This window comes from Rhodococcus sp. 06-418-5, from assembly GCF_002258285.1.
In the GTDB taxonomy this organism is placed as follows: Bacteria; Actinomycetota; Actinomycetes; order Mycobacteriales; family Mycobacteriaceae; genus Rhodococcoides.
Genome location: NZ_NOYE01000025.1, coordinates 346,687 through 372,441, shown reverse-complemented (window position 1 = coordinate 372,441; position 25,755 = coordinate 346,687). Strand labels below are relative to the sequence as shown.

Below are 25,755 nucleotides of genomic sequence, written 5' to 3'. Positions count from 1 at the left end.
CGCCGCTCGGCGATCGAGCGATCAGCCTGTGCTGACAGCAGTTTCGACAATGCGATAGAGGATCCGGGTGATCTGCTCGACGTCGTGACGGTCTCGAGGCGAGTACAGCAGGACGTAGGGCTCGGGAAGTCCGATCGGTGGGCGGCCGGCCAGCGGATGCAATTCTCCCCAACCGGCATCGATGATGCGCTGGGCATCGCCGTGCTGCGCGACGACGTGCAGCGACCCGTCGCTGGGGTGGACGTGAGCGATCTCCCCACCGGCTTGTCTCACCACACCGGGTCGTCGGGCCTCGGCGACCACGTACAGAGCCTGCCCGCGCTTCTCGAAATGACTTGTGCCCAGGTAAAGACGATCGGAATCTGCACGCGCACAGGACTCGAGGACGTCGAACATCGACACCGGGCCGGGTTGGCAGCTCCCGCGCCGACGATGCGGCGTCGACGCCACGCACGGTCAACGGATCCCTACCGAGCGGGGTGAGGATCTTGGTGATTGCCCACCCCACCATGTTGGCGGGTAGCCCACCGGGGCCGAGCGCTTTCCATGCCGCGTAGTCCTCGGCGATGTTCACGAGCCGAGGATTCTGGAGGCTTTCACACCGACACTGCCTCGCCACAGATTCCGCACTGCTCGAACTCGACCCGCTTCCACCGAGCAACGGGGACGAAGAACAGCGTGAATTGCTGGTACTGCTTCATGCGCGCCCACTGCGTGGTGTTGTGGCACCGCGGGCAGGTCCGCGTCGAGCCTGGGCCGACGTGTTTGCGCTTGCTGCCGAAACCGAAGAGTAGGAACATCACCCCAGCATAGGTGTCACGAACATCTGCCGAACTCGGCGCAGCACGGTCACCGTCGCGTTCTTCTCGACTGTGACCGTGCCGGCAGGGTCGGTGTCAGCTCGCGATCATGCCGTGTGGATCGATGACGAATTTCTGAGCGACTCCGCTGTCGAATTCGCGGTAGCCCCGCGGTGCGTCGTCGAGGGTGATGACCGTCGCGTTCACCGCCTTCGCGATCGAAACACGTTCCTTCAGAATCGCATTCATCAACTCGCGGTGGTAGCTCATCACCGGGCACTGCCCGGTGGCGAACGACAGCGACTTGGCCCAACCGGTGCCGAGGCTGAGCGACAGAGCTCCGCGCTGAGCAGCCTCGTCCACGCCGCCGGGATCGCCGGTCACGTACAACCCCGGGATGCCGATGCCGCCGCCTGCCGTGGTGAGTTCCATGAGCGAGTTGAGAACCGTGGCCGGGGCCTCCCTCGACGAATCTCCACCGTGACCGCGGGCCTCGAAGCCCACCGCATCCACCGCGGCATCGACCTCTGGCACGCCGAGAATCTGTTCGATCTGATCCTGCGGTGCACCCTTGCCCACGTCGACGGTCTCACAGCCGAACGTTCGCGCCTGGGCCAACCGGTCGGCGTTCATGTCGCCCACGATCACCACCGACGCTCCCAGCAACTGCGCACCGACCGCAGCAGCGAGGCCGACCGGTCCCGCGCCCGCGATGTACACCGTCGCACCGGGTTTGACTCCTGCGGTGACCGCTCCGTGGAAGCCGGTGGGGAAGATGTCCGAGAGCATGGTCAGGTCGAGAATCTTCTCCAGAGCCTGATCACGATCGGGGAACTTCAGCAGGTTGAAGTCTGCGTACGGTGCCATGACGTACTCGGCTTGTCCGCCAACCCACCCGCCCATGTCGACGTAGCCGAAGGCCGAGCCAGGTCGATCGGGGTTGACGTTGAGACAGATTCCGGTCTTGCGCTCCTTGCAGTTTCGACACCGCCCGCAGGCGATGTTGAACGGAACCGAGCAGATGTCCCCCACCTTCAGGAACTCGACGTCGCGTCCGACCTCGACGATTTCGCCGGTGATCTCGTGGCCGAGCACCAGACCCTCGGGCGCGGTCGTGCGCCCACGAACCATGTGCTGGTCACTGCCGCAGATGTTGGTCGAGACGACCTTCAGAATCACTCCGTGCTCGCACTTGCGTCCGACGTTGGCCGGATTCACACCAGGGCCGTCGGTCAACTCCAGGCCCGGAAAAGCGATGTCCTGCACCTCTACCTTGCCCGGTCCTGCGTACGTCACTGCTCTGTTGTCTGCCATGAGTTCTCCTCTTCGGTGAGTGAGTTGCGCGACCGGCGGGCCGAGATCATCGAACTGATCGCGCATGTGGCCCGCATCACACCAGTATGCACAGGCGCGCATGCGAGCGCTGCGAGTAACTCCGATCCGGACATAGGCGGCAAGGACCACCCGAGACGAACGCATCGTGTCGGATCCGCCCACTTCGCGATGCAGACACTTGACTCGACACGATGTTAGCGCTCACACTGTGTTGCACACGTCACAGTCGGTGACCCACGAAGGAGATCTGAATGCCGGTTGACCGATACACGGTTGGGGTCGACTTCGGCACCCTGTCCGGACGCGCCGTCGTCGTTCGGGTGTCCGACGGCACCGAAATCGCCTCGGCAGTACATGATTACCGACACGCAGTGCTCGAGGAGACGCTGCCCGACGGCACGGTCCGATTGCCCGACGCATGGGCCCTGCAGGTACCGGACGACTATCGAGACGTCCTGCGTCGGGCGGTACCCGCCGCGCTGGCCGCTGCGGGCATCGAGGCCGAGCAGGTGGTCGGCATCGCCACCGACTTCACCGCGTGCACCATGGTGCCCACCTACGCCGACGGCACTCCGCTGTGCGAAGATCCGCGCTTCGCCGATCGACCGCACTCGTACGTGAAATTGTGGAAACACCATGCGGCACAGGGGCAGGCGGACCGCATCAACGAACTCGCCGCGCGTCGCGGCGAGAGTTGGCTGCCTCGTTACGGCGGACTGATCTCCTCGGAATGGGAGTTCGCCAAGGCACTGCAGATTCACGAGGAAGATTCCGAGATCTACGACGCGATGGACCGATGGGTCGAAGCCGCCGATTGGATCGTGTGGCAACTGTGCGGACACTACGTACGCAACGCCTGTACCGCCGGTTACAAGGGCATCTATCAGGACGGGCACTACCCGTCCGTGGACTTCCTCACCGAACTGGCACCGGGCTTCGGTTCCTTCGTCGCCGACAAGCTCGATCAGCCTCTGGGCGAGTTGGGTTCTCGTGCAGGTACGTTGACCGCCGAGGCTGCGCGATGGACCGGACTTCCCGAGGGCATAGCCGTCGCCGTCGGCAACGTCGATGCGCACGTGACGGCACCCGCGGCCGGAGCGGTGGAACCGGGCCGAATGGTCGCCATCATGGGGACCTCGACCTGCCACGTGATGAGCTCGACCGTCCTGAAGGAAGTTCCCGGCATGTGCGGGGTTGTGGACGGCGGAATCGTCGCCGGATCGTTCGGCTACGAGGCAGGGCAGAGCGGCGTAGGCGACATTTTCGGATGGTTCACGCGCACATCGGTTCCCGCGGCGTACAGCGAGGCTGCTGCTGCGGCAGGTGAGTCGGTGCACGAGCACCTGACCCGCCTCGCGCAGGCGCAGGACGTGGGCGAGCACGGACTCGTCGCGCTCGATTGGCACAGCGGGAACCGGTCGGTTCTGGTCGATCACGAGCTCTCCGGCCTGGTCGTCGGGACCACGCTGGCCACGCGTCCCGAGGACACCTACCGTGCGCTGCTCGAAGCAACGGCATTCGGAACCCGCGTCATCGTGGAAACCTTCCGCAACAGTGGCGTCCCGGTCGAGGAGTTCGTCGTCGCCGGCGGGTTGGCACGCAACGCGCTGCTCATGCAGATCTACGCCGATGTGCTGCGAATGCCATTGTCGGTCATCGCCTCCGCACAGGGACCTGCTCTGGGATCTGCCATCCACGCGGCGGTGGCGGCCGGGTGCTACCCGGACGTGCCCGTCGCCTCGAAGTCGATGGGCAAGGTACACCGGGCCGCTTTCGTGCCCGACGAATCGCGATCGAAAGCCTACGACTCCCTGTTCGAGATCTATCTGGAATTGCACGACCGGTTCGGCCGGGACGTGCCGACCATGCGCCGTCTGCGAGCACTCCGACGTGACGCGCTGACCCGAAAGGTGGATGCACGATGACCGTCGTCGACGACGTGCGCGAGGCCATCGAGCAGATCCGCCGCGACGTCTGCACCCTGCACGCCGAATTGATGCGGTACGGACTGGTCGTGTGGACGGCAGGCAACGTCTCGGCGCGGGTTCCGGGCCGGGATCTGATGGTCATCAAACCCAGTGGCGTTTCGTACGACGATCTCACGCCCGGCAACATGGTGGTGTGCGATCTGTACGGCAAGGTGGTCGAGGGTGACCATGCGCCGTCATCGGACACCGAAGCGCAGGCCTACGTATACCGACACCTCGATCACATCGGCGGTGTGGTGCACACACATTCGCCGTACGCGGTTGCGTGGGCGGCCCGAGGAGAACCGATTCCCGTGGTCACCACGATGTGCGCGGACGAGTTCGGCGGAGACATCCCGGTCGGACCCTTCGCCACGATCGGCGACGACTCGATCGGCCGCGGCATCGTCGACACCCTCGCGGACAGTCGATCTCCCGCCGTGCTGATGCAGAACCACGGTGTGTTCGCGGTGGGACCCACCGCTCGATCGGCGGTGAAGGCGGCTGTCATGTGCGAGGACGTCGCGCGATCGGTACATCTGTCCTACCAACTGGGACAGCCACTTCGCATTCCGAGCGCATCGGTCGACGCGCTCTACGACCGCTATCAGAACGTCTACGGCCAGCGCTGACCGGCGCGCCGAATCTTCTCTCCACGGAGGTACTCCCATGTCCGAAGTTTGGTTTCTCACCGGTAGTCAAAGCCTCTACGGGCCCGAGACCCTCGAACAAGTAGCAGCCCAGTCTCGCGAGATCGCGGACAAACTCGATGCGGCACTTCCTGTCTCGGTGGTCTGGAAGCCGGTTCTGCTCGACGCGTCGTCCATCCTCGGCACCATGCGCGAGGCCAATGCCGCCGACGAATGCGTGGGCGTGGTGACGTGGATGCACACCTTCTCCCCCGCCAAGATGTGGATCGCCGGCCTCGATGCGTTGGACGTTCCGCTGCTGCACCTGCATACGCAGGCGGGAATGTCGTTGCCCTGGTCCACGATCGACATGGAGTTCATGAACCTCAATCAGGCCGCCCACGGTGATCGCGAGTTCGGGCACGTCGAGTCCCGGGTGGGGGTTCTGCGCACGATCGTGGCGGGCCACGTCGACAATCCCGCGGTTGTGGAGCGTGCGGAGCAGTGGGTGCGAGCGGCCCTCGGCCGCGCGGAGCTGAGATCACTGCGCCTGGCACGTTTCGGCGACAACATGCGCGACGTCGCAGTGACGGAAGGCGACAAGGTCGAAGCGCAGTTGCGATTCGGAGTCTCCGTCAACACCTACGGCGTCAACGATCTGGTCGAGTGGGTGGACGGAGTGAGCGACTCGGCGATCTCGGACCTGATCGACGAATACCGCTCGTCCTACGACATCGCACCGAGCCTCGACAAGGGCGGTGACCGTCACGAATCCCTCCGCTACGGTGCCCGTGTCGAAGCCGGGCTGCGGCAGTTCCTGACCGACGGCGGATTCCGGGCCTTCACCACCAACTTCGAGGATCTCGGCGGACTTCGTCAGTTGCCCGGGCTCGCAGTGCAGCGCCTCATGGCCGACGGATACGGCTTCGGCGGCGAGGGTGACTGGAAGACCTCGATGTTGTTGCGCGGCATGAAGGTGATGGCCGAGGGACTCGACGGCGGAACGTCGTTCATGGAGGACTACACCTACAACCTCGTTCCCGGTGCGGAGAAGATCCTCGGCGCACACATGCTCGAGGTGTGCCCGTCGATCACCGCCTCGCGGCCCACCCTGGAGATCCATCCACTGTCCATCGGTGGCCGCGAAGACCCGGTGCGACTGCGATTCACTGCCGATCCAGGACCCGGTGTAGTCGTCGGACTCTCGGATGTCGGTGAACGATTCAGATTGACAGCCAACGTGATCAACGTCGTCGAGCCCGACGAGGCGCTGCCGAAACTACCCGTGGCGTGCGCTGTGTGGGAACCGCAGCCCTCACTCGCGGTGTCGGCGGAATCCTGGCTGACGGCCGGTGCGCCCCACCACACGGTTCTGAGCACCGCCATCGGCCTGCCTGTGCTGGAGGCATTCTCGGACATGATCGGCGTCGAACTGCTCACCATCGATGCGGGCACCACCACGCGTGGATTCCAACAGACACTGCGATGGAACGCGGCCTACCACCGACTCGCAGCGAGACTGTAGGAACACTGCGCCCGTTGGGTACCGGTGAGCCGCCCACGCGGCTTGCCGGTGCCCGACGCTTCAACAGCTCAGCCCGTGACCCGGTCCAAGTGTCGCGGTTCGACCTCGGTATTGACCAAATACACTGGGCGTCCGTTCGTCAATGCTTCGAGCGCATTGCGTGCAGTCTTGGAGCGAATCTCTACCTCCGACTCTTCGGAATACCACGCGCAATGTGGGGACAGAACAGTGTTGTCCAACGATCCGAACTCGTGATTCGCGGGAAGCGGCTCGTGTGAGAACACGTCGAGTCCTGCACCCGCAATCGATCCTGTCCGCAGAACATCGGCCAACGCGTCCTCGTCCACGATGCCTCCACGAGAGGTGTTCACCAGAAAGGCAGAAGGCTTCATCGATTCCAGCTCAGGCCTCCCGATGAGGCCGCGCGTGGATTCGGTCAGTGGGGCATGTACGGAGACCACATCCGACAGCCGCATCAAATCGGCCAGATCCACCGGTCGAACCCCCAATTCCTCCGCCTGCTCAGCCGTCAAGTACGGATCGTAGGCAATGGGTTCCATGCCGAAGGCCCGCATCTTCGCGGCGAGCCGCTGGGGAATGTTTCCGAACCCGACCAAACCCAAGACTCCACCGCGCAACCTGTGCAGCGGTGCCGCGGACTGATAGTTCCACTGACCCGCTCGAAGAGCTCGGTCGTATTTCCCAAGGCCCCGCGACAGCGACAGGATGAGTGCCGCAGCGTGATCGGATACATCGTCGAGCGACCCGTCGGGCACGTTCGCGACCATGATTCCGGCTGCTGTCGCCGACGGCACGTCGATGGTGTTCACCCCGATTCCGTATCTGCAGATCACTCGGCACTTGCTCAGGCGCGTGATGAACTCGTGATCGATGATCGTGTACTGGTTGATGACGGCGTCGGCATCCTCGCACGCAGCTACCAAGTCTTCTCGGGACGCGAACGGTCCGGTGACGAGTTCGATGTCGTGACCGTCGAGCACATCCAGCTCTGGTTTCAGGTCGGGAAATTCGTAGTCGGTAATGACGATCTTCGGCATGGTCTGACTCCTCGGTGTGGTCGAAATGGTTCAGAGAGCGCCGAATTCGTTGTCGAGCTTCTGGTGGTATTGCAGTCCGACGATGTCGGAATACTCCGCGTACGTGATCGCGTCGTCGCCGGCGGTGATCCGTCCGGTCCGATTCAAGTCCGACAACGACTTTCGCATCGCCGTGGCCGCCGAGAAGAGTGCAGTGAGGGCATAGAAGACCACCGAGAACCCGCGCTCCTCCAGCTCGGATGCAGACAGGGTTGCCGCTTCGGTGCCGTCGACCAGAGAGACCACCTTGGGTCCGTTGAGATTCTCGGCCACGTAATCGACGTCGTACCGCGTCTTCACCCCATCCACGAAAACAAGGTCAGCACCGGCATCTCGGTATCGCTTTGCTCTGGCGATCGCATCCTCGTGGCCGGTGGCCGCCAGCGCGTCTGTCCGTGCGATCACCAGAAGAGATCCAGCCTTGCGGGCCGCCACCGCAGCTTCGACGCGCCGGGCGCTTTCTGCCACCGGCATGAGACGAATTCCCGCCATTTGACCACACCGCTTGGGCGCGACCTGGTCTTCGAGGTGGATGGCAGCGACACCTGCTTGGAGGTATTCCTGCACGGTTCGGTCGATGTTGGACGGGCCTCCGTAGCCGGTATCGGCGTCAGCGATGACGGGGATAGAAGTGCTGCGCACCATGTTTCGCGCATGCTCGGTCATCTCGGTCTGCGTGAGCAAGCCGATGTCCGGCATCCCGAGCCGGGATGCTGTCGCACCGAACCCTGTCATGTAGACCGCAGGAAATCCTGCGCTCTCGACGAGTCGCGCCGAAAACGAGTCGAACGCGCCCGGGGCTCGAACAATGGGGGCACCGGGTGAAATCAGAGTTTCGAGTGTTTCGGCTGCATGCACGAAGCTGCTCCTGGTGTGATCGGCGGTGAACTGGTCGCGAACCGCGGGAGAGGTGGAGATCGAGAAGAAGGATCGAATCCCTCTTAACTAGGATCCTAGATTCAAGCTAACTGGAATGCAACGTTTGCATGCTGCATCATGATCTCCCTGACGTACATGCCGGTAGAGTCGAGACCGTAAGCAGCGAAAACGGGAGAATTCATGGCACGTACCGTGCGCCCACAGGCCCCGTCACTGGCGTCGTCGGTGGCCGACACACTGAGAGCGTCCATCATCGACGGCAACTTCGAGTTGGGCGAGGCCCTGTCCGAAGACGCAGTGGCCGAAGCATTGGGCGTCAGCCGAACTCCGGTCCGTGAAGCAATGAGACTGCTACAACTCCAAGGCCTGGTCACGGTAGTGCCGAAATCCGGAACGTACGTGTTCCAACCGACCGAGGACGAAATCGCCGAGCTGTGCGAGTTTCGCGCCACACTCGAAGTCCGCGCCGCGTCGCTGGCCTTCGAGCGCAATCGCACGGCCACCCTCGCCGACCTCCGTTCCGCCATCGAGGACATGGACGAGGCGCGCCCATCCCGGGACTCGCAGCGCTACGGGAAAGCCGATACATGCTTTCACGAGGCATTCTTCGAAAACTGCGGAAATCGGTACCTGCAGAACGCATATCGCATGAACCTCACACGGGTAGCTGCGCTCCGCACCCACCTCACGTTTCTCTCACCCACCGAACCCGAGCGGTCGTTCTCCGAGCACGAACACATGGCCAGAATTTTCGACTCGGGTAACGCCGGAGATCTCGAACCGCTACTCGAAGTACACATCATGCGCACCCGGGAGATGTACCTGGTCGCACTTGCGCAGCGCACACGCGCACAGACGGGCTCCCGCGCAGATCGCATGCGACACAAACTCCAAGCGCTCTGAAAGAGGCCCTTGCGAGCTGACGTGCCCCGTGTCACACTCATCTAGTATCCCAGTTGCGGGATCCATGTTGTGGAGTGAAGAGCCTCCATGCCTCATGCAGCCTGAACGCACGGCGTTCGTTCACGAATAGGACCCCAGGACCACCATGACCGAAATAGCGTTCACACCCGAACAGGAACGGCAGGCCCGCAAAGCCGCGTTCGGCAGTTTCGCGGGTGCCGTCATCGATTGGTACGACTTCATCCTTTACGGCCTGATCGCGGCGCTGGTTTTCAACACGGCATTTTTCCCCGACGTGAGCCCCGCAATCGGAACCCTGGCCGCATTCGCCACGTTCGGGGTGGGGTTCTTCTTCCGTCCGCTCGGCGGGATCGTCTTCGGCCACTTCGGAGATCGACTGGGTCGCAAACGGATGCTGGTGATCACCATGCTCGTCATGGGACTGGCATCGACTGGGATAGGCCTGTTACCGACCTTCGACTCCATCGGATGGTGGGCCCCGGCCTTGCTCGTCGTGCTACGTGCAATTCAGGGATTCGCCGTCGGCGGTGAGTGGGGCGGGGCGGCTTTGATGGCGGTCGAAAGCGCGCCCCCGAAAAAGAAGGCGTTCTACAGCAGCGGCGTACAGGTCGGATACTCGGTCGGATTACTTATCGCAACTGGTTCGGTAGCCATTCTCAGTGCGACGCTGAGCGACGACGACTTCAACCAATGGGGCTGGCGAATCCCATTCATCGCCAGCATCGTCCTCGTAGGAATAGGCCTGTGGATCCGCTCCAGCGTCAACGAGACAGCGGAGTTCACCGAGAAGGTCGAGAATTCGGATGTCAAGAAGCAGAGGAAGATCCCCCTTCTCGAGGCACTGAAGGCGCACCCGACCGCATTCCTGAAGATCATCGGACTACGCTTTGCCGAGCTGTTCATCGGCTACATCGTCACCGCCTTCGCGTTGAGCTACGCCACCAATCACACCGAGATCAGCCGCGGCTTCATGCTGGACATCATCCTCGTGGTCGGTGCGCTTGGAATCGTCACGATTCCGACGTTTGCTTACCTGTCGGATCGCTACGGCCGCAAGAGGATCTATGTTTTCGGCTCCATTGTCGGCGCAGTCTGTGCGGCTCCGTTCTTCATGGCAATGGACAACAATTCTCTGGTCGGTACCGCGATCCTCGCCGTAGTCCTCTTCAATATCGGGCACGATTCGGTCGTCAGCGCGCAGCAGCCACTGTTCACCGAGATGTTCGGTGCCGAATACCGTTACAGCGGTGCCGGAGTCGGCTACCAGGTTGCCAGTGCCATTGCAGGCGGCCTCACTCCGTTCATCGCTGCACTGCTCGTCGGCTTCAACGACGGCGGCTGGTACCTGGTCGCGGCGTACCTCGGAATCGGCTGCGCCGTCTCGGCCGTCATTGCAGCCTCCATCTCTCACGGTGACGCCGATCGAACAGCGACGCTCGATGCGAGCGATCCAGAGCTGCCCGGAACCGAACCCGAAGGCCTGCATGACGATGCGATCGGCTCTCGATCGGTCTGAAGTTCGAATACGTTTGTGCTGCAACAATGTGTACAACAGATCGGGGCGGCACGGTTGATGGAGACGCATCATCAACCGTGCCGTCTGCGATATTCCTGTTCGGCTCCGGGGTGGAGGGGGATGCTGCCGGTCATGACCAGCGACCGCGCATCGAGAAATTGGCTGCCGATCGCCTGGCTGGGAACCAGCCCGGACGACTGATCGAGAAGCACACCCACCAGCGCAGCGACAACGCGGTCCGGCACGTCCGGATGTGCCAGGAGAAGATTCGGAATGCCCACGGAGGTCACCTCCGGATGTTCGCCGTACACGTTTGCCGGTACCAGCACAGCCTCGTACGCGGTACCGAATTCGCGTCTGAGATCAGCGACGACGGTACCCAGATCGAGTAGACGAATCGCGGCTCGAGGCTGGGCAAATGCCGGTGTCGGCAACCCGCCCGCCCACATCACGGCGTCGACTTCGTTGGCCGTCAGGGCATCTGCCGCTGAGCTCATCGAGAGCTGAACCTGTTCGACAGCACCGTCTTCCGAAACACCCGCTGCACGGAGGACTCGCTGAGATACTTCGGTGGCACCGGATCCCGGGGCACCGATGCTCACGTTTCGTCCTCGCAGATCGTCCACGGACTCGATAGTCGAGTCTGCTCGCACGGCCACTTGGAAGTAGTTCTCGTAGACGCACCCGACTGCCGCCAGCTCTCCGCTCGGATGACTGTAAGCAGCGTCCATGAGCGTCAGTGCCAGCTCGGCCTGCCGAGAACCCAATGCCTCGAGGTTGTCGACGGAGCCGGCAGAGGTGAGCGGAACGATCTGTGCTAAAGCGGTTTTCGCGACAGATTCGGACAGCAGTCCGGCGAACTCCCAGAAGAAGCCACCGACCTCGCCTGCAGCGAGGCGCAGCTGCATCGGCGGATCCGAGGCGCAGGCACCCGCGAAAGCAGCGCTCAGTGCCAACAGACCGGCCTGCAGCGCCGTTCTACGCGAGAACGACGCTGCATGCTCGGCCATGTCAGTCACTGTAGGGCGTCACAGGTCACTGGAACGCTCGACCCTGCTCTCGGTCGAGTACGGTCTCGGACTTGTTGCGCAGTACGAAGATGTACACAAGCAGCGAGATGGCGATCACGACCGTCACGTAGAGGATGAACCAACCCACGTGCCCGCCGTTCTTCGCGGCTTGGTAGATCAATGGTGCTGTGCCGCCGAAGGCCGAGTTGGCGAGCGCGTATCCCAAGCCGACGCCGAGTGCGCGGACGTGAGAGGGGAACAGCTCTGCTTTGACGATCGCATTGATCGAGGTGTAGCCGGTGAGGATGACGTAGCCGACGCACACCAGGGCGAGCGACTGCACCACCGACGTCGCCGCCGGTAGGTACGTGATGAGTACGTAGGTGTACAGCACGCCTCCGATACCGAAGAAGACGAGCAGCGGCTTGCGGCCCACCTTGTCGCTGATCATTCCGCCGATGGGCTGCAGCAGCATGAGGAAGACCAGGCCGGCGAGGTTGATCCAGGTACCGGTCATCCCCCGGTCCTCGTACGCGGTCTTGACCATCGAGGGTGCGTTGACGCTGTAGGTGTAGAACGCAATGGTGCCACCGGCCGTCACCATGAAGCAGATCAGCAACGCCCGCCAGTGGTTGGCGACCAACTCCTTCAAGGAACCGGAGGCTTTGTCAGCACCGCTGCGAACGGCGTCGAGTCGATCCTCGGTCAAGGATTCGTCCATGCTGCGGCGCAGCCAGAAGACCACCACTGCCGCGACTCCGCCGATGAAGAAGGCTATGCGCCAACCGAAGTCCTCGATCTGTTCGCGCTCGAGGAACACCTGCATCAGCAGCAGAGTCACCTGTGCGAGCACATGCCCACCGACGAGGGTGACGTATTGGAACGACGAGAAGAATCCCCGACGCTCGCGCGTGGCGGCCTCGGACATGTACGTCGCCGACGCACCGTACTCACCACCGGTGGCGAAGCCCTGAACCAGCCGGCACAGGATCAGGATCACGGCGGCCCATACGCCGATGCTCTCCCGTCCGGGAGTGAGCGCGATGACCAGCGAGCACGCCGCCATCATCGAGACGCTGAACGTCAGTGCAGCCCTGCGCCCGTTGCGGTCGGCGTAGCGGCCGAAGAACCACGACCCGACCGGTCGCATCAAGAACGTGACCGCAAAGATCCCGTACACGTAGATGGTGGAGTTCTTGTCGGCGGAGTCGAAGAACTGATTCTCGAAATACGTCGCGAAGACGGTGTAGACGTACACGTCGTACCACTCGACCAGATTTCCGGACGACCCCCGCAGCGTGTTGAAGACGGCACGGCGGGTGGCAGCGCGAGAGGAAACGGGTGGACTCGGGAGCGTCGAACCGGTGATCGAGGTGGCCTCGTTGGCCATGGTTTGGTCCTTCCACATTCAGCGGACAATTGGGCTGCCGGTCAACGATCGGCAACCGAAGCCTCCCTACTGTGACGGCAAGCACAGCCCGGAACCAAGCCGTTTCGGATTTCCTAACACTCCCTTAGGAAACGACTTTCGGAAGGCGCAGTTCGATCCGCAGTCCCACTGGCCGACGCTCCATGACCCGAAGGGATCCGCCGGCTCGCTCGGTCAGGGCGTGGACGATCGACAGACCCAGACCGGTACCGTCGCCGTGCGAACCGGACGCTCGATAGAACCGATCGACGACCTTGCCGAGTTCGTCGGTGGGCACGCCCGGTCCGTTGTCGGACAACCACATCGTGACGTCCGCATCACTGCTTCGATAGTCGATCTCGATGCCGGAGCCGGAGCCGGCGTACTTGGTTGCATTGCTCAGCAGAGCGTCGAGAATTCGAGTCAGGTCGTCCTCGGACATCGCAACGCGACAATCCGCATCGGCATCCGGCTCCGAGACGTGAACGGTCATTCCCGCCACGACTATCGTGCTGGACCAGAATTCGACTCGATCTGCGACAACCGCACCGAGATCGCAGCCGGGAGACCGGGTGCTCGCCGGGGTTTCGGCAGCTGCGAGAACGAGCAGACCTTCCACCACGGAGCTCAAACGATCCACCTCGAGTGTGGTCCGCCGGTGCGCATCGGTCGCCGAATCCGGCACCCGCATTCCCAGCACGTCCATCCGAATTCGCAATGCTGCCAGCGGGTTCCGGAGAGCGTGGGCGGTGTCGGCCACCAATCGACGTTGCGCAGCGGTGGCGGCCTCGACGTCGTCGGCCATGGCCTCGAAGGCACTGGACAGCTCACGCACCTCCGGTGGCCCGACGTAGGGCACCGGCTCGAGTCGGTGCGACCCCTCGACCGACACCTGATCGTGGAACTTGTCGCCGAACGAATGGACTCGTGAGGACAATGCGCTCAGCGGACGAACGACCCAGCGCGACAACGCAACAGCGATCACCGCGACCGTCGCGAGGATCAGCATGGCACCGACAGCGATGACCACCCAGGCAATCGCGACGTCCCTGCGCGCAGAATCGGTGGACGCCTCTAGCACCACTGCGCCGTCCACTTGCGTTCCCCCACCGACCGGGGCGGCAATCAACACCGAGGAATCCGACCACGGCGTCAGACTCGACGGTAGGTCTCCGCGCTGATTGCGCAGCGCTCCTGCCACCGACTGCTGGACGTCGACACGCTGCACGTCCAGACCTGATTCCGCCCGCACCCCTCCGGTGCGATCGACGACGGCAACTCCCTCGTCGTACAGACTGTTGTAGCGCTGCAACGATTCTCGGATACGGGCTACGCCGGATTCGTCTTCTCGCGAGCTGAGTTCCGCAAAGAACGATGCTGCGGCGGCCCGATTCTCGCCGAATCGTTGGGCTCGTTCGCGACCGACCAACAGCGCGAGGGGAACCGACAGAGCAAGCACGACCACGGTGGAGTAGATCATCAACACCAAAAGGACACGCCGCCGCACGTCAGGTATCCCAGCGGTAGCCGAAGCCGCGGATCGTGACGATGGCACCCGGGCGAGCAAGCTTGGAACGCAACGCCGTCATGTGTACGTCGAGCGTTCGTGAGATCGCGACGTAGGCGTCACCCCAGATGGCGTCCATCAACTGTTCCCGGCTCACTGCTTCACCGCGTCGCGTCACGAGATGAGCCAACAGGTCGAACTCCTTGGTGGTCAGCGCAACAGCGCGTCCGCTGACTTCGACGGCACGGCCGGAGAGATCGACGACGATGTCACCGAGCGTCAGCCTGTCGGCCGTGGGTTCGGTGGCCGCGCTTCGACGATGCGCGGCCACCTCGAGTCTCGCGTGCAATTCACCCAATCGAGCCGGCTTGACGACGTAGTCGTCGGCACCGCCGCGCAGGGCCCGCACCACCGAGCGCTCGTCGTCTCGCGCCGTCAGCACCACCACCGGAACCGAACTCAGCGTCCTGAGCTTTCGAAGAACGTCGAGGCCATCCATGTCGGGCAGTCCGAGATCCAGCAGCACGATGTCCATCTCGTGATAGCCGAGCAGGGCGTCGGCACCGCGGCGCATGCGGACAGCCGTGTGCCCCACCTCGGTCAACGCGTCCACCAACGCATCACCGAGTCCGTCGTCGTCCTCCACCACAGCTATTCGCATCGAACTCAAGATAGGCCACTGGACGCGCGCGGACGTGACTGTTCACCATCGGGTGTCATCCGCGGGATGCCGCCGGTGAGTGACGGTAGTGAACGCACAGCTGCGGCCCGTAGGAGCACCCAGTTCGTCAGGCAGGTGTGCTTGCGCGAAGGCCGGGTGCCAGAGCGATATCGATGACTTGCTCGAGCGTCAATACACCCTTGGCGTTCACATCGATTCGGGTGCCGTCGATCGCGCTCGCAACGACGCGAGTCGTGTGCGTGCTGTCCTGGATGTCGAGCACAGTTCCGTCTGATTGCGTCGACCGCTGGTCGACGAAGCCCGCGAGGCACGGACCAACGGGCTGATCGGACAACCCGACGGTGACTGTCAGCGTGCCGGTCCGGTTGCCGACGGTGACGGTTCCGAGCGCGTCGGCCTGGCCGTCGAGCGACTGCCGTACTGCGCCCGCGTCGAAGCCGAAGGTCGGTGCGAACGGTTCGGGTTCGACGGTCGCTCCGGTGGGAAGTGCCGCGATCAGGGCATCGGTCATCGACTGTGCTTTGGAGTCGAATCTCCACGGCACTTCGGAGTTGTCGGCGTCGCCCTCGATGGCGAATGCGTAGTTCACTCGCACCGAGTCCTCGGGCTGAACGACCTCCGCGCAACCTGGAATCGTGATCGGGTCGGGCTGCGGTTCGTGCAGCAGTCCGGCAACAACCGTGCCGACAGCAACAATCCCGACGATCACTGCAACCGTCGACCATACCGAGCCCCGTGCGCCTGTCGATGTCATACGGTCCTTGTCGTTTTCGGAACGATGCGTGTCGCGGGTGTAATTCTGTGCTCACTGGGGCACACCCACGTTGTCCAACCTATGGCGACTCCTCGCCCCGACCCTGTGGAGACTTCATGACAATGCCGACCGACGCAAGCGATGCAGTTCCGTCCGAAGGCAGCAACGACGGCCCACGCGAGCACACCGCCGAAACGGACGCGGTCGAGGGCGCACACGTGGACGACGAGAACGTGCCACACCCTCCCGAGAACGGCAACGTGCAGAACTGAACCGCGAGTCGACGGCATGATCGGTACGTGATCACGAACCCGTCCATCGAACAGTTTCGCAGGTTGGCGCAGTCGTCACCGTGGCGGTGGAAGACCGTCGAGTTCGAGCTCCTACCTTCTCGCCACACACTGCCGGTGCACGCATGGATTCGTCGTCCTGGAAATATGCGCGTGGAGGACGCCAAGGGCAAGGTTGTCGAAAGAGTGTGCGCTGGTGTGCCGTTCGCCGACACGGTCGTGCAGCACTCGAACGGTGCATGTAGTCCGGCGGAGGGGCGTTGGCCGTCGGACACTTCACCGACGTTCGACTCCGACGGCCTCGTGTCTGCTCTACCGTCCATCACCGATTCATGGCTCGTGGATTACGACGATCCGTTCTACGAGAACTACCAGTGGATCGCCATGCTCAACCCGATCGAACTCACCCGCTCTGCTCACGATCATTCGTCCACCGAGACGGTGACGGAATTGTCCGAGGTGAGGGCCGTCGAGCATCACGGCCGACCGGCCTGGCAGGCGACTGTCGTCACGACGAACCGATACGACGCCCGATGCGAGTGCTGTGCTCTGCTGAGCGGGCACTACGACTTCGAGGCGGACCACTGGGTCCCGGGACCACCGGAAACCGTGCGACTGGACGTCCAAACCGGCATCTGCGCCTACGTCGGCGCTCTTGGCGACAAATCGACCACAGCACCGGACCTCGACCTGACGATCATCGCCGTCGACGCTCGGATGGACGACCATCTGTTCACGGGCGGTGGCCGCGCGGAAGAAGCAACCTGACCGGTGGCCGGATTCGAGCTCGAATTGCACGGCCGGCTTGCCCGAGTTCGACTCGTGGACAACGAAGTCGCGGCAAACGCGCGCGCATTCGCCAGGCGCGCGCAGGTTCATCGACGATTCCGCGAGCATTCGGCGAACGCGCACGCGTTTGCGGCGGACAGGGAGAAGCTCGGCCACCCGAGCGAACGCACGCGTTTGCGGAGAGCTCTAGGTTCGGCGCAACGGAATGATGCTGCGCGCTCGTTCGTCCCGCAGCCACAGCGCTCCCCACGCTGCGATGCCCACGTAGATCGCGAAGAACACTGTGCTCAGCAGCGGCTTCTCGACGCGCCAATTGGTCAGCACCGCACCGCCGAGATAGCCGGTGAGCACGATGGCACCCAGGATCGACGTCACGGGAACTGCGTAGAGAACCAAGATGACGAGCATGACGATGCCGGTGATCGGCGCCATCTCGTCGCGCAGACCGAGGTCGACCGACGCGTCCTTCACCACCTGGAGATTCAGAATATGGCTGATCGCGTCGAACAGAAGAAAGACGATCACGAGGATCTGTAGAACGAGGCCTATCCGGGGGGCGATCTTGCCCGGCGTTGTGGTGTGGGTGGTGGTCATGGCTGCCTCCTCGGTAGCGGTAAATGTCATGTCTTGGACCCGGGCCAACCGCAAAAGTCATCGCCCGCGCCCCGATCAGTAAGGTCGAGGGATGACTGTGCGAGCAGGTGTGGTGGTCACGGGAACCGAGGTTCTGGCCGGTCGCGTCACCGACCGGAACGGCCCGTGGTTGGCTCAGCGACTTCTGGAGATGGGGGTCGACGTCGCCCACATCACCGTCTGCGGTGATCGCCCGGACGATCTGACTGCCCAGGTTCGGTTCCTGGCCGATCAACGCGTCGACTTGATCGTCACCACCGGCGGTTTGGGTCCGACCGCCGACGACCTCACTGTCCCGACCGTCGCCGCGCTGTACGGTCGCGAATTGACACTGGACACCGAGCTCGAAGATCGCATCCACGCGATCGTGCAGCGGTGGCGAAGCCGAATGAGTTCTGCAGCCGACTCCGAGCCGCTGCGCGCCGGTATCCGAAAGCAGGCGATGGTTCCCCTCGGCGCGCAGTCGATTTCACCGACCGGAACCGCACCCGGGGTAGCGATACCCGCCGACGACTCCAGATCACTGCCCGCCGTCCTCATCCTGCCCGGCCCACCTCGCGAACTGCAGGCAATGTGGCCGGAGGCACTCGACAGCGCACCCGTCGCCGAGGTTCTCGCCCGCCGCACGCACATGCGTCAGGACACCATTCGCGGCTATCGACTGTCCGAGGCCGACCTCGCCGCAACCCTGCGGACAGCCGAAAGCGAAATTGCGGGATTCGGCGATCTCGAGATCACCACCTGTCTGAGCCTCGGCGAGCTCGAAATGGTGACCCGCTATACCGAGTCGGCGAGAACTGCCTACGCCGATCTCGAACGTCTCATCGAAAAAATCCATGGCACACAGGTCTTTTCGACCGACGGTTCCACCATCGACGACATCGTGGCACACCGTCTGTCCGGGCATCGCATCGCCACGGCAGAATCGTGCACCGGAGGGATGATCGCCGCACGTCTCACCGATCGCGCAGGATCGTCGGCGTACGTCATCGGCGCGGTGGTGTCCTACGCCAACGAGGCCAAGACCGGCCTGCTCGACGTCCCCGCCGAGGTCATCGAGCAACACGGAGCCGTGAGCGAGCCGGTGGCCGCGCTGATGGCCGAAGGCGCGTTGAACCGACTGAACGTCGACATCGCGGTATCGACCAGCGGCGTCGCGGGCCCGGGTGGGGGCACCGAGGCGAAGCCGGTCGGCACCGTCTGTTTTGCCATCGCATCCACCGGCCAACCGACTGTCACCCGCACCCTTCATCTCCCCGGCGACCGGGCAAGTGTGCGTGCACTGTCCACCACCGCGGCAATGCACATGCTCGCCGACGCATTGGAGCCGGCGACCGACGCCTGAAGCATGCTGCGCTTTGCCGTCTAGTTAGGTTCGGCATTCCTTATATAGACTCCGTCGGTGCTCAGCGAGATGACCTACCTCGACCGCCCCGGTGTGCGCTTCGCGCGCGACCTCGGCCGCTTCGGTGACGCCCCTGCTCTGATCACGACCGACGAGACGCTCACCTACCGTGACCTCGACGAACGCGTCGAGCATCGGGCATCGGAACTCGGAACGACGCGTCGTCTCGTGGTGATCGCCGGTTCCAACGACGTCGACGTTCTCGTCACGTATCTGGCGGCGCTGCGGGCCGGGCATCCGGTGCTGATGGCTCCAGGCGAGAATCCCGCCCACTTCGATGGCCTGATCGACGCCTACCGGCCCGATGTGGTGGTGCGCACCCTCGACGGCCGCAGCGTCGTCGACAAGGACGACCGACGGCCCGCGCGCCACCTGCACCCCGACCTCGCGTTGCTTCTGAGCACGTCCGGCTCCACCGGTTCACCCAAACTCGTCCGACTCTCACACCGAAACGTGCAGTCCAACGCCGAGTCGATCGCCGAATATCTCGGCATCCGCGGCACCGACCGAGCAGTGACGACCCTGCCCATGCACTACTGCTACGGATTGTCGGTCGTGCACAGCCACCTCCTACGCGGTGCCGCGTTGATTCTGACCGATTCGTCCGTCACCGATCCCGACTTCTGGACCCTCGTGCGGACTCAGCGCGGAACGACGTTCGCGGGTGTGCCGTACACCTTCGATCTGCTCGACCGGATGGGGTTCGATCAGCTGGATCTGCCCGATCTGCGCTACATCACGCAGGCCGGCGGCAAGATGCCGCCGGACCGCGTCCGAAAATACGCAGAGCTCGGTCGACGTCGGGGATGGGACCTGTTCGTCATGTACGGGCAGACCGAGGCAACGGCCCGAATGGCCTATCTGCCATCCGATCTGGCCGTCACTCACCCACACACCATCGGCCGTCCGATTCCCGGGGGAGCCTTCCGACTGGAGACGGTCGACGACTGTCCCAGTGGGACAGGCGAACTCGTCTACTCGGGGCCGAACGTCATGCTCGGCTACGCCGAGAGTCCCGACGACCTTCGCCTCGGTGACACCCTCGCCGGCGAACTGCACACCGGCGATCTCGCGCGACTCACGGACGACGGATTCTACGAGGTGGTGGGCCGCCGAAGTCGATTCGCGAAGGTCTTCGGCCTGCGTATCGACCTGCAGCGCGTCGAGTCAGCGCTCGCGCAACATGGGTTCACGGCATGCTGCGCCGGTGGTGTCGACGAGCTGGTCGTCGTCATGGAGGGCGGAGACATCGACGCCGTCCGCCGCACAGCCGCGGACACCAGTGGTCTTCCCGCTGCAGCGGTTCGGGTGTGTCTCGTCGACCGAGTGCCGCGAACGCCCACCGGCAAACCCGATCTGCGAGCGGTGGCGGACATCGCTGCCCGGCAGGATCTCGTCACATCGGACACCGTCCCACCTACCGCCGATGTGAAGGCTCTGTTCGCCGAGATCCTGCACTGCTCACAGGTGGAGGACGACAGTACGTTCGTGAGTTTGGGCGGTGACTCGCTGTCGTACGTCCGAATGTCCCTGCGGCTGGAGGCCATGCTCGGCCATCTGCCCGAGAACTGGCACACCACACCGGTTCGAGACTTCGATCGAGGTCCGCGCTCACGCCGCGGCTGGCGCCGAGTGGAGACGAACGTTCTGCTGCGCGCCCTCGCGATCCTGCTGATCGTCGGCTCGCACATTCACCTGTTCGCGGTACTCGGCGGGGCTCACGTGCTTCTCGGTATTGCCGGCTACAACTTCGCCCGCTTTCACCTCGGGGCTGCAGATCGCACCGAACGAACACGACGTGTGCTCCGAAGCGTCGCCCGGATAGCGATTCCCAGCATGGTGTGGATCGGACTCGTCATTGCCCTCACCGGGGACTATCGAATCACCAGTGCATTTCTGCTCAACGGGATCCTGGGCCCGGACGGGTGGTCCGCGGAATGGCGGTACTGGTTCGTCGAGGCGATCGTGTACATCGTGCTCGCCGCTGCCGCGACACTGTCCGTTCCGTGGCTCGATCGGCTCGAACGTCGTCATGCGTTCTGGTTCCCGATGGGCCTCGTAGGCCTCGGACTCCTCACCCGGTACGGGCTGGTCGACATCGACGACAGCCCCAACCGCATCCTGACCGCGTCGGTGGTCTTCTGGTTGTTCGCGTTGGGTTGGGCTGCGGCGCAGGCAAATACGATTCGGCAACGACTGTGGGTGACGGTAGTCATCGCGGCCACGGTTCCCGGGTTCTTCTTCGGAGACACGCAACGAGAAATCATCGTCACCATCGGCCTGTGCATGGTGGTATGGCTGTCGTCGGTTCCGTTCCCCGCGTTGCTGGGCCGGGTGGCAGGAGTTCTGGCGAGCGCCTCCCTCTTCATCTACCTCACCCATTTCCAGGTCTATCTGCCGCTGCGCGACGACCATCCCTGGCTGGCATTCGCCCTGTCGATCGTCGTCGGGATTCTCTACTGGCAGGCGGTCGAATTCGCACTTTCCCTCCGCAGTCGAATCGTCGACGTATTCGCGGGCCTCCCGAGAACATGCGCGTCCGACTTGTCAGACTCCCGACCACGAGCGCACAATTTGGCACCATGGCATTGATCTCGAAGGGCTTCGTGGGCCGACGACGCGGCGACGACGGGCGCACTCCCCCCGGTCAATACCTGACCAAGGACTTTCCCGTCCTCGCGATCGGGCCCGCGCCCGTGGTCGCGACCGACACGTGGTCCTTCTCGATCGCCACCGAACGCGGCGACACTCGAAGCTGGACCTGGGACGAATTCGCGGCACTTCCGCACGAGAGCCCGACCGTCGACATCCACTGCGTCACCAAGTGGTCGAAGCTCGATACGACGTGGACGGGCGTGAGCCTGGACGTTCTGTTGGACGGACTCGACACCGATGCCGGGTACGTCGTGGTGCACGGCTTCGACGGCTACACCACCAACCTCCCGCTCGAAGACCTCAGGGATGGGAAGGCCTGGCTGGTCACCGAGTTCGACGGCGCTCCCCTGGCTCGCGAACACGGCGGTCCCGCACGGCTTCTCGTTCCGCATCTGTACTTCTGGAAATCCGCGAAATGGATCTCACGCATCGAGCTCACGGTGGAGAACGAGCAAGGCTTCTGGGAGCGTGGTGGATACCACGACTACGGAGATCCGTGGCGCGAGCAGCGATACCAGGGCGACTGACGTGACATCGGCGGCCGGGGCGAAACCCTGGCTCGTCGCCACGGTGGCGGCCGTGCGGCGTGAGACACCCACTGCGTCCACCCTCGTTCTCGACGTCGACGGTTGGCCCGGCCACCTTGCCGGGCAGCATGTGGACGTCAAGCTCACCGCCGAGGACGGCTACAGCGCACAGCGAAGCTACTCCTTGGCGTCGGCACCCGACGGCACGTCGCGCATCGAGATCGCGGTGCAGAACGTCGCGGACGGCGAGGTGTCGCCCTACCTGGTCGACGTCGTCGAAGCCGGTGATCGCATCGAAATCCGCGGTCCGGTGGGCCGATGGTTCGTCTGGCGGCCGTCCCAGCCCTCCGAGAGACCGTCCCCGCCGATCCTGTTGGTGGGTGGCGGTTCCGGCATCGTCCCGCTCCGCGCGATGGTCCGCGCGCAGGCGTCCGCAACGGGTGGACGGGTGCCGTTCCGGGTGCTGTATTCGGTGCGCGAGCCCGCGGAGGTCTACTTCGCGGACGAGTGGGCTCGCCCTCCGGCGGGCGTGGACATCACCATGATCCACACGCGGCGCGCTCCTGCAGGTAACGCACGCCCCCTCGGCCGCATCACGATCGAAGACCTCGACGCCCACGGATGGCCGGCGGAGTTCGAACCACGCTGCTACATCTGCGGTCCCACGAGCTTCGTCGACACCGTGGCCGACATGCTGGTGGAGCGGGGCCACTCGGCCGCGAACATCCGAACGGAACGTTTCGGACCGAGCTGAAGGGCGATGAATCAGACGATGCCGCGGAGAAACTCGATCTTGAGGCGGCTGTAGTCGTCGGTCCACTGTGAATCCACCGACATGAACGAGTGGTCGAGTCTCGCCTGATTCTTGCTGTACAGGTTCAGACGATTGGCGACGCCCATTCTGTCCAGCTGGGCGCTCAGTTCGGCTGCCTGGTCGGGAAAAGTCCCGGTGTTGCCGTCGGAGATGAAACTCGGTGGAAAGTCGGCGGTGACATTGTCGATGATGTTCGCCTGCGCAAGCAAAGCGGTGTCGGTGGTGTCGAGATAGCTTCGGGCGGCGATGTCGAAGAAGAAACCGTTCGACGGGCTCGGTGATTGCGGTGCGCCCGCTCTACCGACGTCGAGGGCTGCACTCTCGAACACGATCGCCTTCAGAGCACTTCGGTCCATGGTGGGTTCGATACCCAGTGCTCGCGCGTACTCGGAGTTGGTCTGCACGGCGGCGTAATTGCCCACGATGTGACCACCCGCGCTGGTTCCGGCGAGCACGACGCGACTCATGTCGAGTCCGTAACGGTCGGCGTTCGTTTCCAGGAACTGCATGGCCTGGCCCAGTTGTATTGTCTGCGTGGGGAATCGGTAACTCGGTGCGAACGCGTAGTTCACCGACACCACGTTGTAGCCGGCGTCGAGCATGGGGCCGGCCCACGACGCACCGGCGGAATCTGCGCTGGGAGCACCGTCCGTTTTGTCGCCGACGATCCAGCCACCACCGTGAATCGTGATGTATGTGGGCCGGCTGACCGATGGATCGTCGTCGGCGATGTAGATGTCGAGGAACGAATTCGGAAGCGTCGAGCCGTATTCGACGTCGTTGGTGAGGCGCGCACCGTCGACCACTGTCGTCGCAGTCCGGGCGTCGGCCTCGAAGGAATTGCTCTGCCCCACTGCATGCAGGGATCGAATCAGCGGAGCCGGACTGGCCGCCGTGCCGACGACCACCGCCGAGACCAGCAATGCAACAGCTGCAGCGACGCTGACCGGGATTGCGGTGGCCACCCTCCGCGTGGAGGCCCTCGAACGGCCTGCCCATGCCGACGCGAGCATGAAGAAGCCGAGCGCCGTTGCCGCGGTCAAGGTCGTGACCCACAGTGCGTGAAGGCCCGTCACCAACCATGCCGCCTGAGCGACCACGACGACACCGCCGAGCGCGGTTCCCAGCGCGGCGGGCTTACCGGCGCGGGACACGCGCACCAGAGCGATCGACACGACAGCCACGGCGATGACCCACAATCCCACCGCGAGCTGCTGCCGGATGAGGACGAACTCGAGCCACGCGAGTACGACGCCGACGCCGCCGGTGGCCGCGAGCGCAGTCGTCATCGCTCTAGTAGGACGCGCTGATCCGCCCTCGATGCCGTACGGCACAGTCTTCCCCTCTTCGTTCGCGAGTGCGCTACCGAGCCGACGCGTGACGTTGCCTGTGCAGATCGCGAACGGTGTCGCCGAACTCGGCCACCGGACCGTCCACAACTATGCCCGGCACGATTTGTTCGATGGGCGACGCCGTGATTGCCAGTGGTGCAGCACCGAATTCTTCGAGCCACGTGAGCAATTGAGCCGTCGATGTGGCGTAGACGATGCGACCGAGTCCGACGATTCCGTGGCTCGCAGCACACATCACGCAATGCTCACCGGAGGTGTAGACCGTCGAGGATCGACGCTGATCGGCGTCCAGGTTGGTCGCAGCCCACCGCGACAGTGCGATCTCGGGGTGCTGGGTGGGATCGTTCAGGTCGCCGACCCTGTTCCTGTCCTCGGCCAACACTTCACCACTGTCCGACACCAACAGCGAGCCGAACGGATCGTTGCCCGTTCGCACTGCGTCCGTTGCCAGATCCACGGCCCGGGCCAGGAATGCACGGTCGCTCGCGGAGATGTTCACACGGCACCGGTGCCGACGATCGAAGTTTTCACGCCCTCGACCGTACCGTCTCGAAACACACCGCCTGCTGGACCAGTAGTACAGCACCGCCGCTGGGTATGGTCGGCGGGTGAGCTTCTCGGTACGGCCTGCGACGTCGTTCGCGGACGTGCGTGCGATTCTCGGCCCGAAGAATCCGACCTCGTCGGTGTGTTGGTGCCTGAGTCACCGCATCGATTCCGCGACCAACAGGTCACTCGTCGGCCCGGAACGCGCCGCGTACGTCGAGAAGCTGACCCGTCGAAAAGTCGCGCCGGGCGTGCTGGCCTACGACGGAGACGAGGTGGTCGGCTGGGCTGCGGTTGCGCCACGCTCGGAGTTACCGTTCGCGCGGTCCAACAAGATTCCGCACGTCGACGATCTACCGGTCTGGACGGTCTGGTGCTTCCGAGTCAAGGCCGGACACCGCCGACGCGGGATTGCGCATGCGTTGTTGGACGGTGCGGTTCGGTTCGCAGCCGATCACGGCGCTCCCGCGATCGAGGGCTATCCGGTGGACAACAAGGGTGCGAAGGTCGACCTCACGATGGCCTACGTCGGCACCCGCGGGTTGTTCGAGTCGGCGGGCTTCGAGTTCGCAGCCGAGACGACGTCGGTATCCGGCGGTATCCCGCGGGTGATCATGCGAAAAGACCTGCGCCGCTGAGGTGATGCGTCCTACCCAGCGCCGACCCACATCGTTGCACCTTTCCGCGAGCGGTTCCGGCCGACCTGGCGCC

25 protein-coding genes are annotated in these 25,755 nt (G+C 63.8%); 12 read left to right on the top strand and 13 right to left on the bottom strand.

Annotated elements, in window-relative coordinates:
* Positions 1-21: 21 nt before the first annotated feature.
* The 3 genes from CH274_RS20425 to fdhA form a co-directional block, all read right to left on the bottom strand.
* Positions 22-396, bottom strand: a complete 375-nt coding sequence (locus CH274_RS20425) for a luciferase domain-containing protein (RefSeq protein ID WP_143546622.1) — start codon at positions 394-396, stop codon at positions 22-24.
* Between the two features lie 200 nt (positions 397-596).
* On the bottom strand, positions 597-800 hold the full coding sequence (locus CH274_RS20420) for a zinc-ribbon domain-containing protein (RefSeq protein WP_094631541.1): 204 nt from the start codon (positions 798-800) through the stop codon (positions 597-599).
* 96 nt (positions 801-896) lie between these two features.
* On the bottom strand, positions 897-2,114 hold the full coding sequence (gene fdhA, locus CH274_RS20415) for a formaldehyde dehydrogenase, glutathione-independent (RefSeq protein WP_094658807.1): 1,218 nt from the start codon (positions 2,112-2,114) through the stop codon (positions 897-899).
* A gap of 272 nt (positions 2,115-2,386) precedes the next feature.
* On the opposite strand from fdhA, the gene araB reads away from it, so the two are divergent.
* Genes araB through araA form a run of 3 tightly spaced genes read left to right on the top strand, consistent with a single transcriptional unit; the run spans position 2,387 to position 6,256 of the window.
* A complete protein-coding gene (gene araB, locus CH274_RS20410) occupies positions 2,387-4,060 on the top strand; it encodes a ribulokinase (protein WP_094658718.1) in 1,674 nt (557 codons plus the stop codon).
* On the top strand, positions 4,057-4,734 hold the full coding sequence (locus CH274_RS20405) for an L-ribulose-5-phosphate 4-epimerase (protein ID WP_045196143.1): 678 nt from the start codon (positions 4,057-4,059) through the stop codon (positions 4,732-4,734). The genes araB and CH274_RS20405 overlap by 4 nt, the downstream gene beginning before the upstream one ends.
* A gap of 37 nt (positions 4,735-4,771) precedes the next feature.
* Entirely contained in the window at positions 4,772-6,256 is a 1,485-nt protein-coding gene (araA, locus tag CH274_RS20400) for an L-arabinose isomerase (RefSeq protein WP_094658716.1), read from the top strand.
* A 68-nt stretch (positions 6,257-6,324) separates the two neighbouring features.
* Here the strand turns inward: araA and CH274_RS20395 are convergent, their stop codons facing one another.
* Together CH274_RS20395 and CH274_RS20390 are read right to left on the bottom strand one after the other, a co-directional pair.
* A complete protein-coding gene (locus CH274_RS20395) occupies positions 6,325-7,314 on the bottom strand; it encodes a C-terminal binding protein (protein WP_094658714.1) in 990 nt (329 codons plus the stop codon).
* 30 nt (positions 7,315-7,344) lie between these two features.
* Positions 7,345-8,211: an isocitrate lyase/PEP mutase family protein gene (locus CH274_RS20390; protein ID WP_094658713.1), complete on the bottom strand. Its 867-nt coding sequence runs from the start codon at positions 8,209-8,211 to the stop codon at positions 7,345-7,347.
* Between the two features lie 201 nt (positions 8,212-8,412).
* Between CH274_RS20390 and CH274_RS20385 the strand changes: the two genes are divergently transcribed.
* Entirely contained in the window at positions 8,413-9,135 is a 723-nt protein-coding gene (locus CH274_RS20385; protein WP_032394824.1) for a GntR family transcriptional regulator, read from the top strand.
* A 145-nt stretch (positions 9,136-9,280) separates the two neighbouring features.
* The gene (gene shiA, locus CH274_RS20380) at positions 9,281-10,672 is read left to right on the top strand and encodes a shikimate transporter (protein ID WP_094658711.1); all 1,392 of its coding nucleotides are present in this window, start codon (positions 9,281-9,283) and stop codon (positions 10,670-10,672) included.
* A gap of 71 nt (positions 10,673-10,743) precedes the next feature.
* Here the strand turns inward: shiA and CH274_RS20375 are convergent, their stop codons facing one another.
* From CH274_RS20375 to CH274_RS20355, 5 genes are all read right to left on the bottom strand, one after another.
* Entirely contained in the window at positions 10,744-11,682 is a 939-nt protein-coding gene (locus CH274_RS20375) for a TAXI family TRAP transporter solute-binding subunit (RefSeq protein WP_094658805.1), read from the bottom strand.
* Between the two features lie 25 nt (positions 11,683-11,707).
* A complete protein-coding gene (locus CH274_RS20370; RefSeq protein WP_094658803.1) occupies positions 11,708-13,072 on the bottom strand; it encodes an MFS transporter in 1,365 nt (454 codons plus the stop codon).
* Between the two features lie 124 nt (positions 13,073-13,196).
* On the bottom strand, positions 13,197-14,597 hold the full coding sequence (locus CH274_RS20365) for a sensor histidine kinase (RefSeq protein WP_256980308.1): 1,401 nt from the start codon (positions 14,595-14,597) through the stop codon (positions 13,197-13,199).
* Between the two features lies 1 nt (position 14,598).
* Positions 14,599-15,258, bottom strand: coding sequence for a response regulator transcription factor (locus CH274_RS20360; protein ID WP_094658709.1), 660 nt, complete (start codon positions 15,256-15,258; stop codon positions 14,599-14,601).
* Between the two features lie 127 nt (positions 15,259-15,385).
* Complete coding sequence (locus CH274_RS20355) at positions 15,386-16,033, bottom strand: hypothetical protein (protein WP_143546621.1); 648 nt, start codon at positions 16,031-16,033, stop codon at positions 15,386-15,388.
* A gap of 116 nt (positions 16,034-16,149) precedes the next feature.
* Between CH274_RS20355 and CH274_RS29355 the strand changes: the two genes are divergently transcribed.
* Entirely contained in the window at positions 16,150-16,305 is a 156-nt protein-coding gene (locus tag CH274_RS29355) for a hypothetical protein (RefSeq protein ID WP_176459362.1), read from the top strand.
* Between the two features lie 27 nt (positions 16,306-16,332).
* Positions 16,333-17,091 carry a hypothetical protein gene (locus CH274_RS20350; protein WP_094658706.1) on the top strand — a complete coding sequence of 253 codons (759 nt, stop codon included), beginning with the start codon at positions 16,333-16,335 and terminating at the stop codon, positions 17,089-17,091.
* 207 nt (positions 17,092-17,298) lie between these two features.
* On the opposite strand, the gene CH274_RS20345 is transcribed toward CH274_RS20350, so the two are convergent.
* On the bottom strand, positions 17,299-17,706 hold the full coding sequence (locus CH274_RS20345; protein ID WP_094658705.1) for a DoxX family protein: 408 nt from the start codon (positions 17,704-17,706) through the stop codon (positions 17,299-17,301).
* Positions 17,707-17,797: 91 nt separating this feature from the next.
* On the opposite strand from CH274_RS20345, the gene CH274_RS20340 reads away from it, so the two are divergent.
* The 4 genes from CH274_RS20340 (at position 17,798) to CH274_RS20325 (ending at position 23,086) form a co-directional block, all read left to right on the top strand.
* Positions 17,798-19,090, top strand: a complete 1,293-nt coding sequence (locus CH274_RS20340) for a competence/damage-inducible protein A (RefSeq protein ID WP_094658703.1) — start codon at positions 17,798-17,800, stop codon at positions 19,088-19,090.
* A gap of 69 nt (positions 19,091-19,159) precedes the next feature.
* A complete protein-coding gene (locus CH274_RS20335; RefSeq protein ID WP_094658799.1) occupies positions 19,160-21,742 on the top strand; it encodes an AMP-binding protein in 2,583 nt (860 codons plus the stop codon).
* Complete coding sequence (locus CH274_RS20330) at positions 21,733-22,332, top strand: sulfite oxidase-like oxidoreductase (RefSeq protein ID WP_094658701.1); 600 nt, start codon at positions 21,733-21,735, stop codon at positions 22,330-22,332. The genes CH274_RS20335 and CH274_RS20330 overlap by 10 nt, the downstream gene beginning before the upstream one ends.
* A gap of 1 nt (position 22,333) precedes the next feature.
* On the top strand, positions 22,334-23,086 hold the full coding sequence (locus CH274_RS20325) for a ferredoxin reductase (protein ID WP_094645517.1): 753 nt from the start codon (positions 22,334-22,336) through the stop codon (positions 23,084-23,086).
* Between the two features lie 11 nt (positions 23,087-23,097).
* Here the strand turns inward: CH274_RS20325 and CH274_RS20320 are convergent, their stop codons facing one another.
* A complete protein-coding gene (locus CH274_RS20320; protein ID WP_094658699.1) occupies positions 23,098-24,435 on the bottom strand; it encodes an alpha/beta hydrolase in 1,338 nt (445 codons plus the stop codon).
* Between the two features lie 73 nt (positions 24,436-24,508).
* Complete coding sequence (locus CH274_RS20315) at positions 24,509-24,997, bottom strand: nucleoside deaminase (RefSeq protein ID WP_032394835.1); 489 nt, start codon at positions 24,995-24,997, stop codon at positions 24,509-24,511.
* Between the two features lie 109 nt (positions 24,998-25,106).
* On the opposite strand from CH274_RS20315, the gene CH274_RS20310 reads away from it, so the two are divergent.
* Positions 25,107-25,682, top strand: a complete 576-nt coding sequence (locus CH274_RS20310; protein ID WP_094658697.1) for a GNAT family N-acetyltransferase — start codon at positions 25,107-25,109, stop codon at positions 25,680-25,682.
* The last annotated feature ends 73 nt before the right edge of the window (positions 25,683-25,755 follow it).

What these genes read in the sequence shown, in the direction of transcription:
- CH274_RS20425 (WP_143546622.1), bottom strand. Translation starts at nt 396, where the DNA reads ATGTTCGACGTCCTCGAGTCCTGTGCGCGTGCAGATTCCGATCGTCTT.
- CH274_RS20420 (WP_094631541.1), bottom strand. Translation starts at nt 800, where the DNA reads ATGTTCCTACTCTTCGGTTTCGGCAGCAAGCGCAAACACGTCGGCCCA.
- fdhA (WP_094658807.1), bottom strand. Translation starts at nt 2,114, where the DNA reads ATGGCAGACAACAGAGCAGTGACGTACGCAGGACCGGGCAAGGTAGAG.
- araB (WP_094658718.1), top strand. Translation starts at nt 2,387, where the DNA reads ATGCCGGTTGACCGATACACGGTTGGGGTCGACTTCGGCACCCTGTCC.
- CH274_RS20405 (WP_045196143.1), top strand. Translation starts at nt 4,057, where the DNA reads ATGACCGTCGTCGACGACGTGCGCGAGGCCATCGAGCAGATCCGCCGC.
- araA (WP_094658716.1), top strand. Translation starts at nt 4,772, where the DNA reads ATGTCCGAAGTTTGGTTTCTCACCGGTAGTCAAAGCCTCTACGGGCCC.
- CH274_RS20395 (WP_094658714.1), bottom strand. Translation starts at nt 7,314, where the DNA reads ATGCCGAAGATCGTCATTACCGACTACGAATTTCCCGACCTGAAACCA.
- CH274_RS20385 (WP_032394824.1), top strand. Translation starts at nt 8,413, where the DNA reads ATGGCACGTACCGTGCGCCCACAGGCCCCGTCACTGGCGTCGTCGGTG.
- shiA (WP_094658711.1), top strand. Translation starts at nt 9,281, where the DNA reads ATGACCGAAATAGCGTTCACACCCGAACAGGAACGGCAGGCCCGCAAA.
- CH274_RS20375 (WP_094658805.1), bottom strand. Translation starts at nt 11,682, where the DNA reads ATGGCCGAGCATGCAGCGTCGTTCTCGCGTAGAACGGCGCTGCAGGCC.
- CH274_RS20370 (WP_094658803.1), bottom strand. Translation starts at nt 13,072, where the DNA reads ATGGCCAACGAGGCCACCTCGATCACCGGTTCGACGCTCCCGAGTCCA.
- CH274_RS20360 (WP_094658709.1), bottom strand. Translation starts at nt 15,258, where the DNA reads ATGCGAATAGCTGTGGTGGAGGACGACGACGGACTCGGTGATGCGTTG.
- CH274_RS20355 (WP_143546621.1), bottom strand. Translation starts at nt 16,033, where the DNA reads ATGACATCGACAGGCGCACGGGGCTCGGTATGGTCGACGGTTGCAGTG.
- CH274_RS29355 (WP_176459362.1), top strand. Translation starts at nt 16,150, where the DNA reads ATGACAATGCCGACCGACGCAAGCGATGCAGTTCCGTCCGAAGGCAGC.
- CH274_RS20345 (WP_094658705.1), bottom strand. Translation starts at nt 17,706, where the DNA reads ATGACCACCACCCACACCACAACGCCGGGCAAGATCGCCCCCCGGATA.
- CH274_RS20340 (WP_094658703.1), top strand. Translation starts at nt 17,798, where the DNA reads ATGACTGTGCGAGCAGGTGTGGTGGTCACGGGAACCGAGGTTCTGGCC.
- CH274_RS20335 (WP_094658799.1), top strand. Translation starts at nt 19,160, where the DNA reads ATGACCTACCTCGACCGCCCCGGTGTGCGCTTCGCGCGCGACCTCGGC.
- CH274_RS20330 (WP_094658701.1), top strand. Translation starts at nt 21,733, where the DNA reads ATGGCATTGATCTCGAAGGGCTTCGTGGGCCGACGACGCGGCGACGAC.
- CH274_RS20320 (WP_094658699.1), bottom strand. Translation starts at nt 24,435, where the DNA reads ATGACGACTGCGCTCGCGGCCACCGGCGGCGTCGGCGTCGTACTCGCG.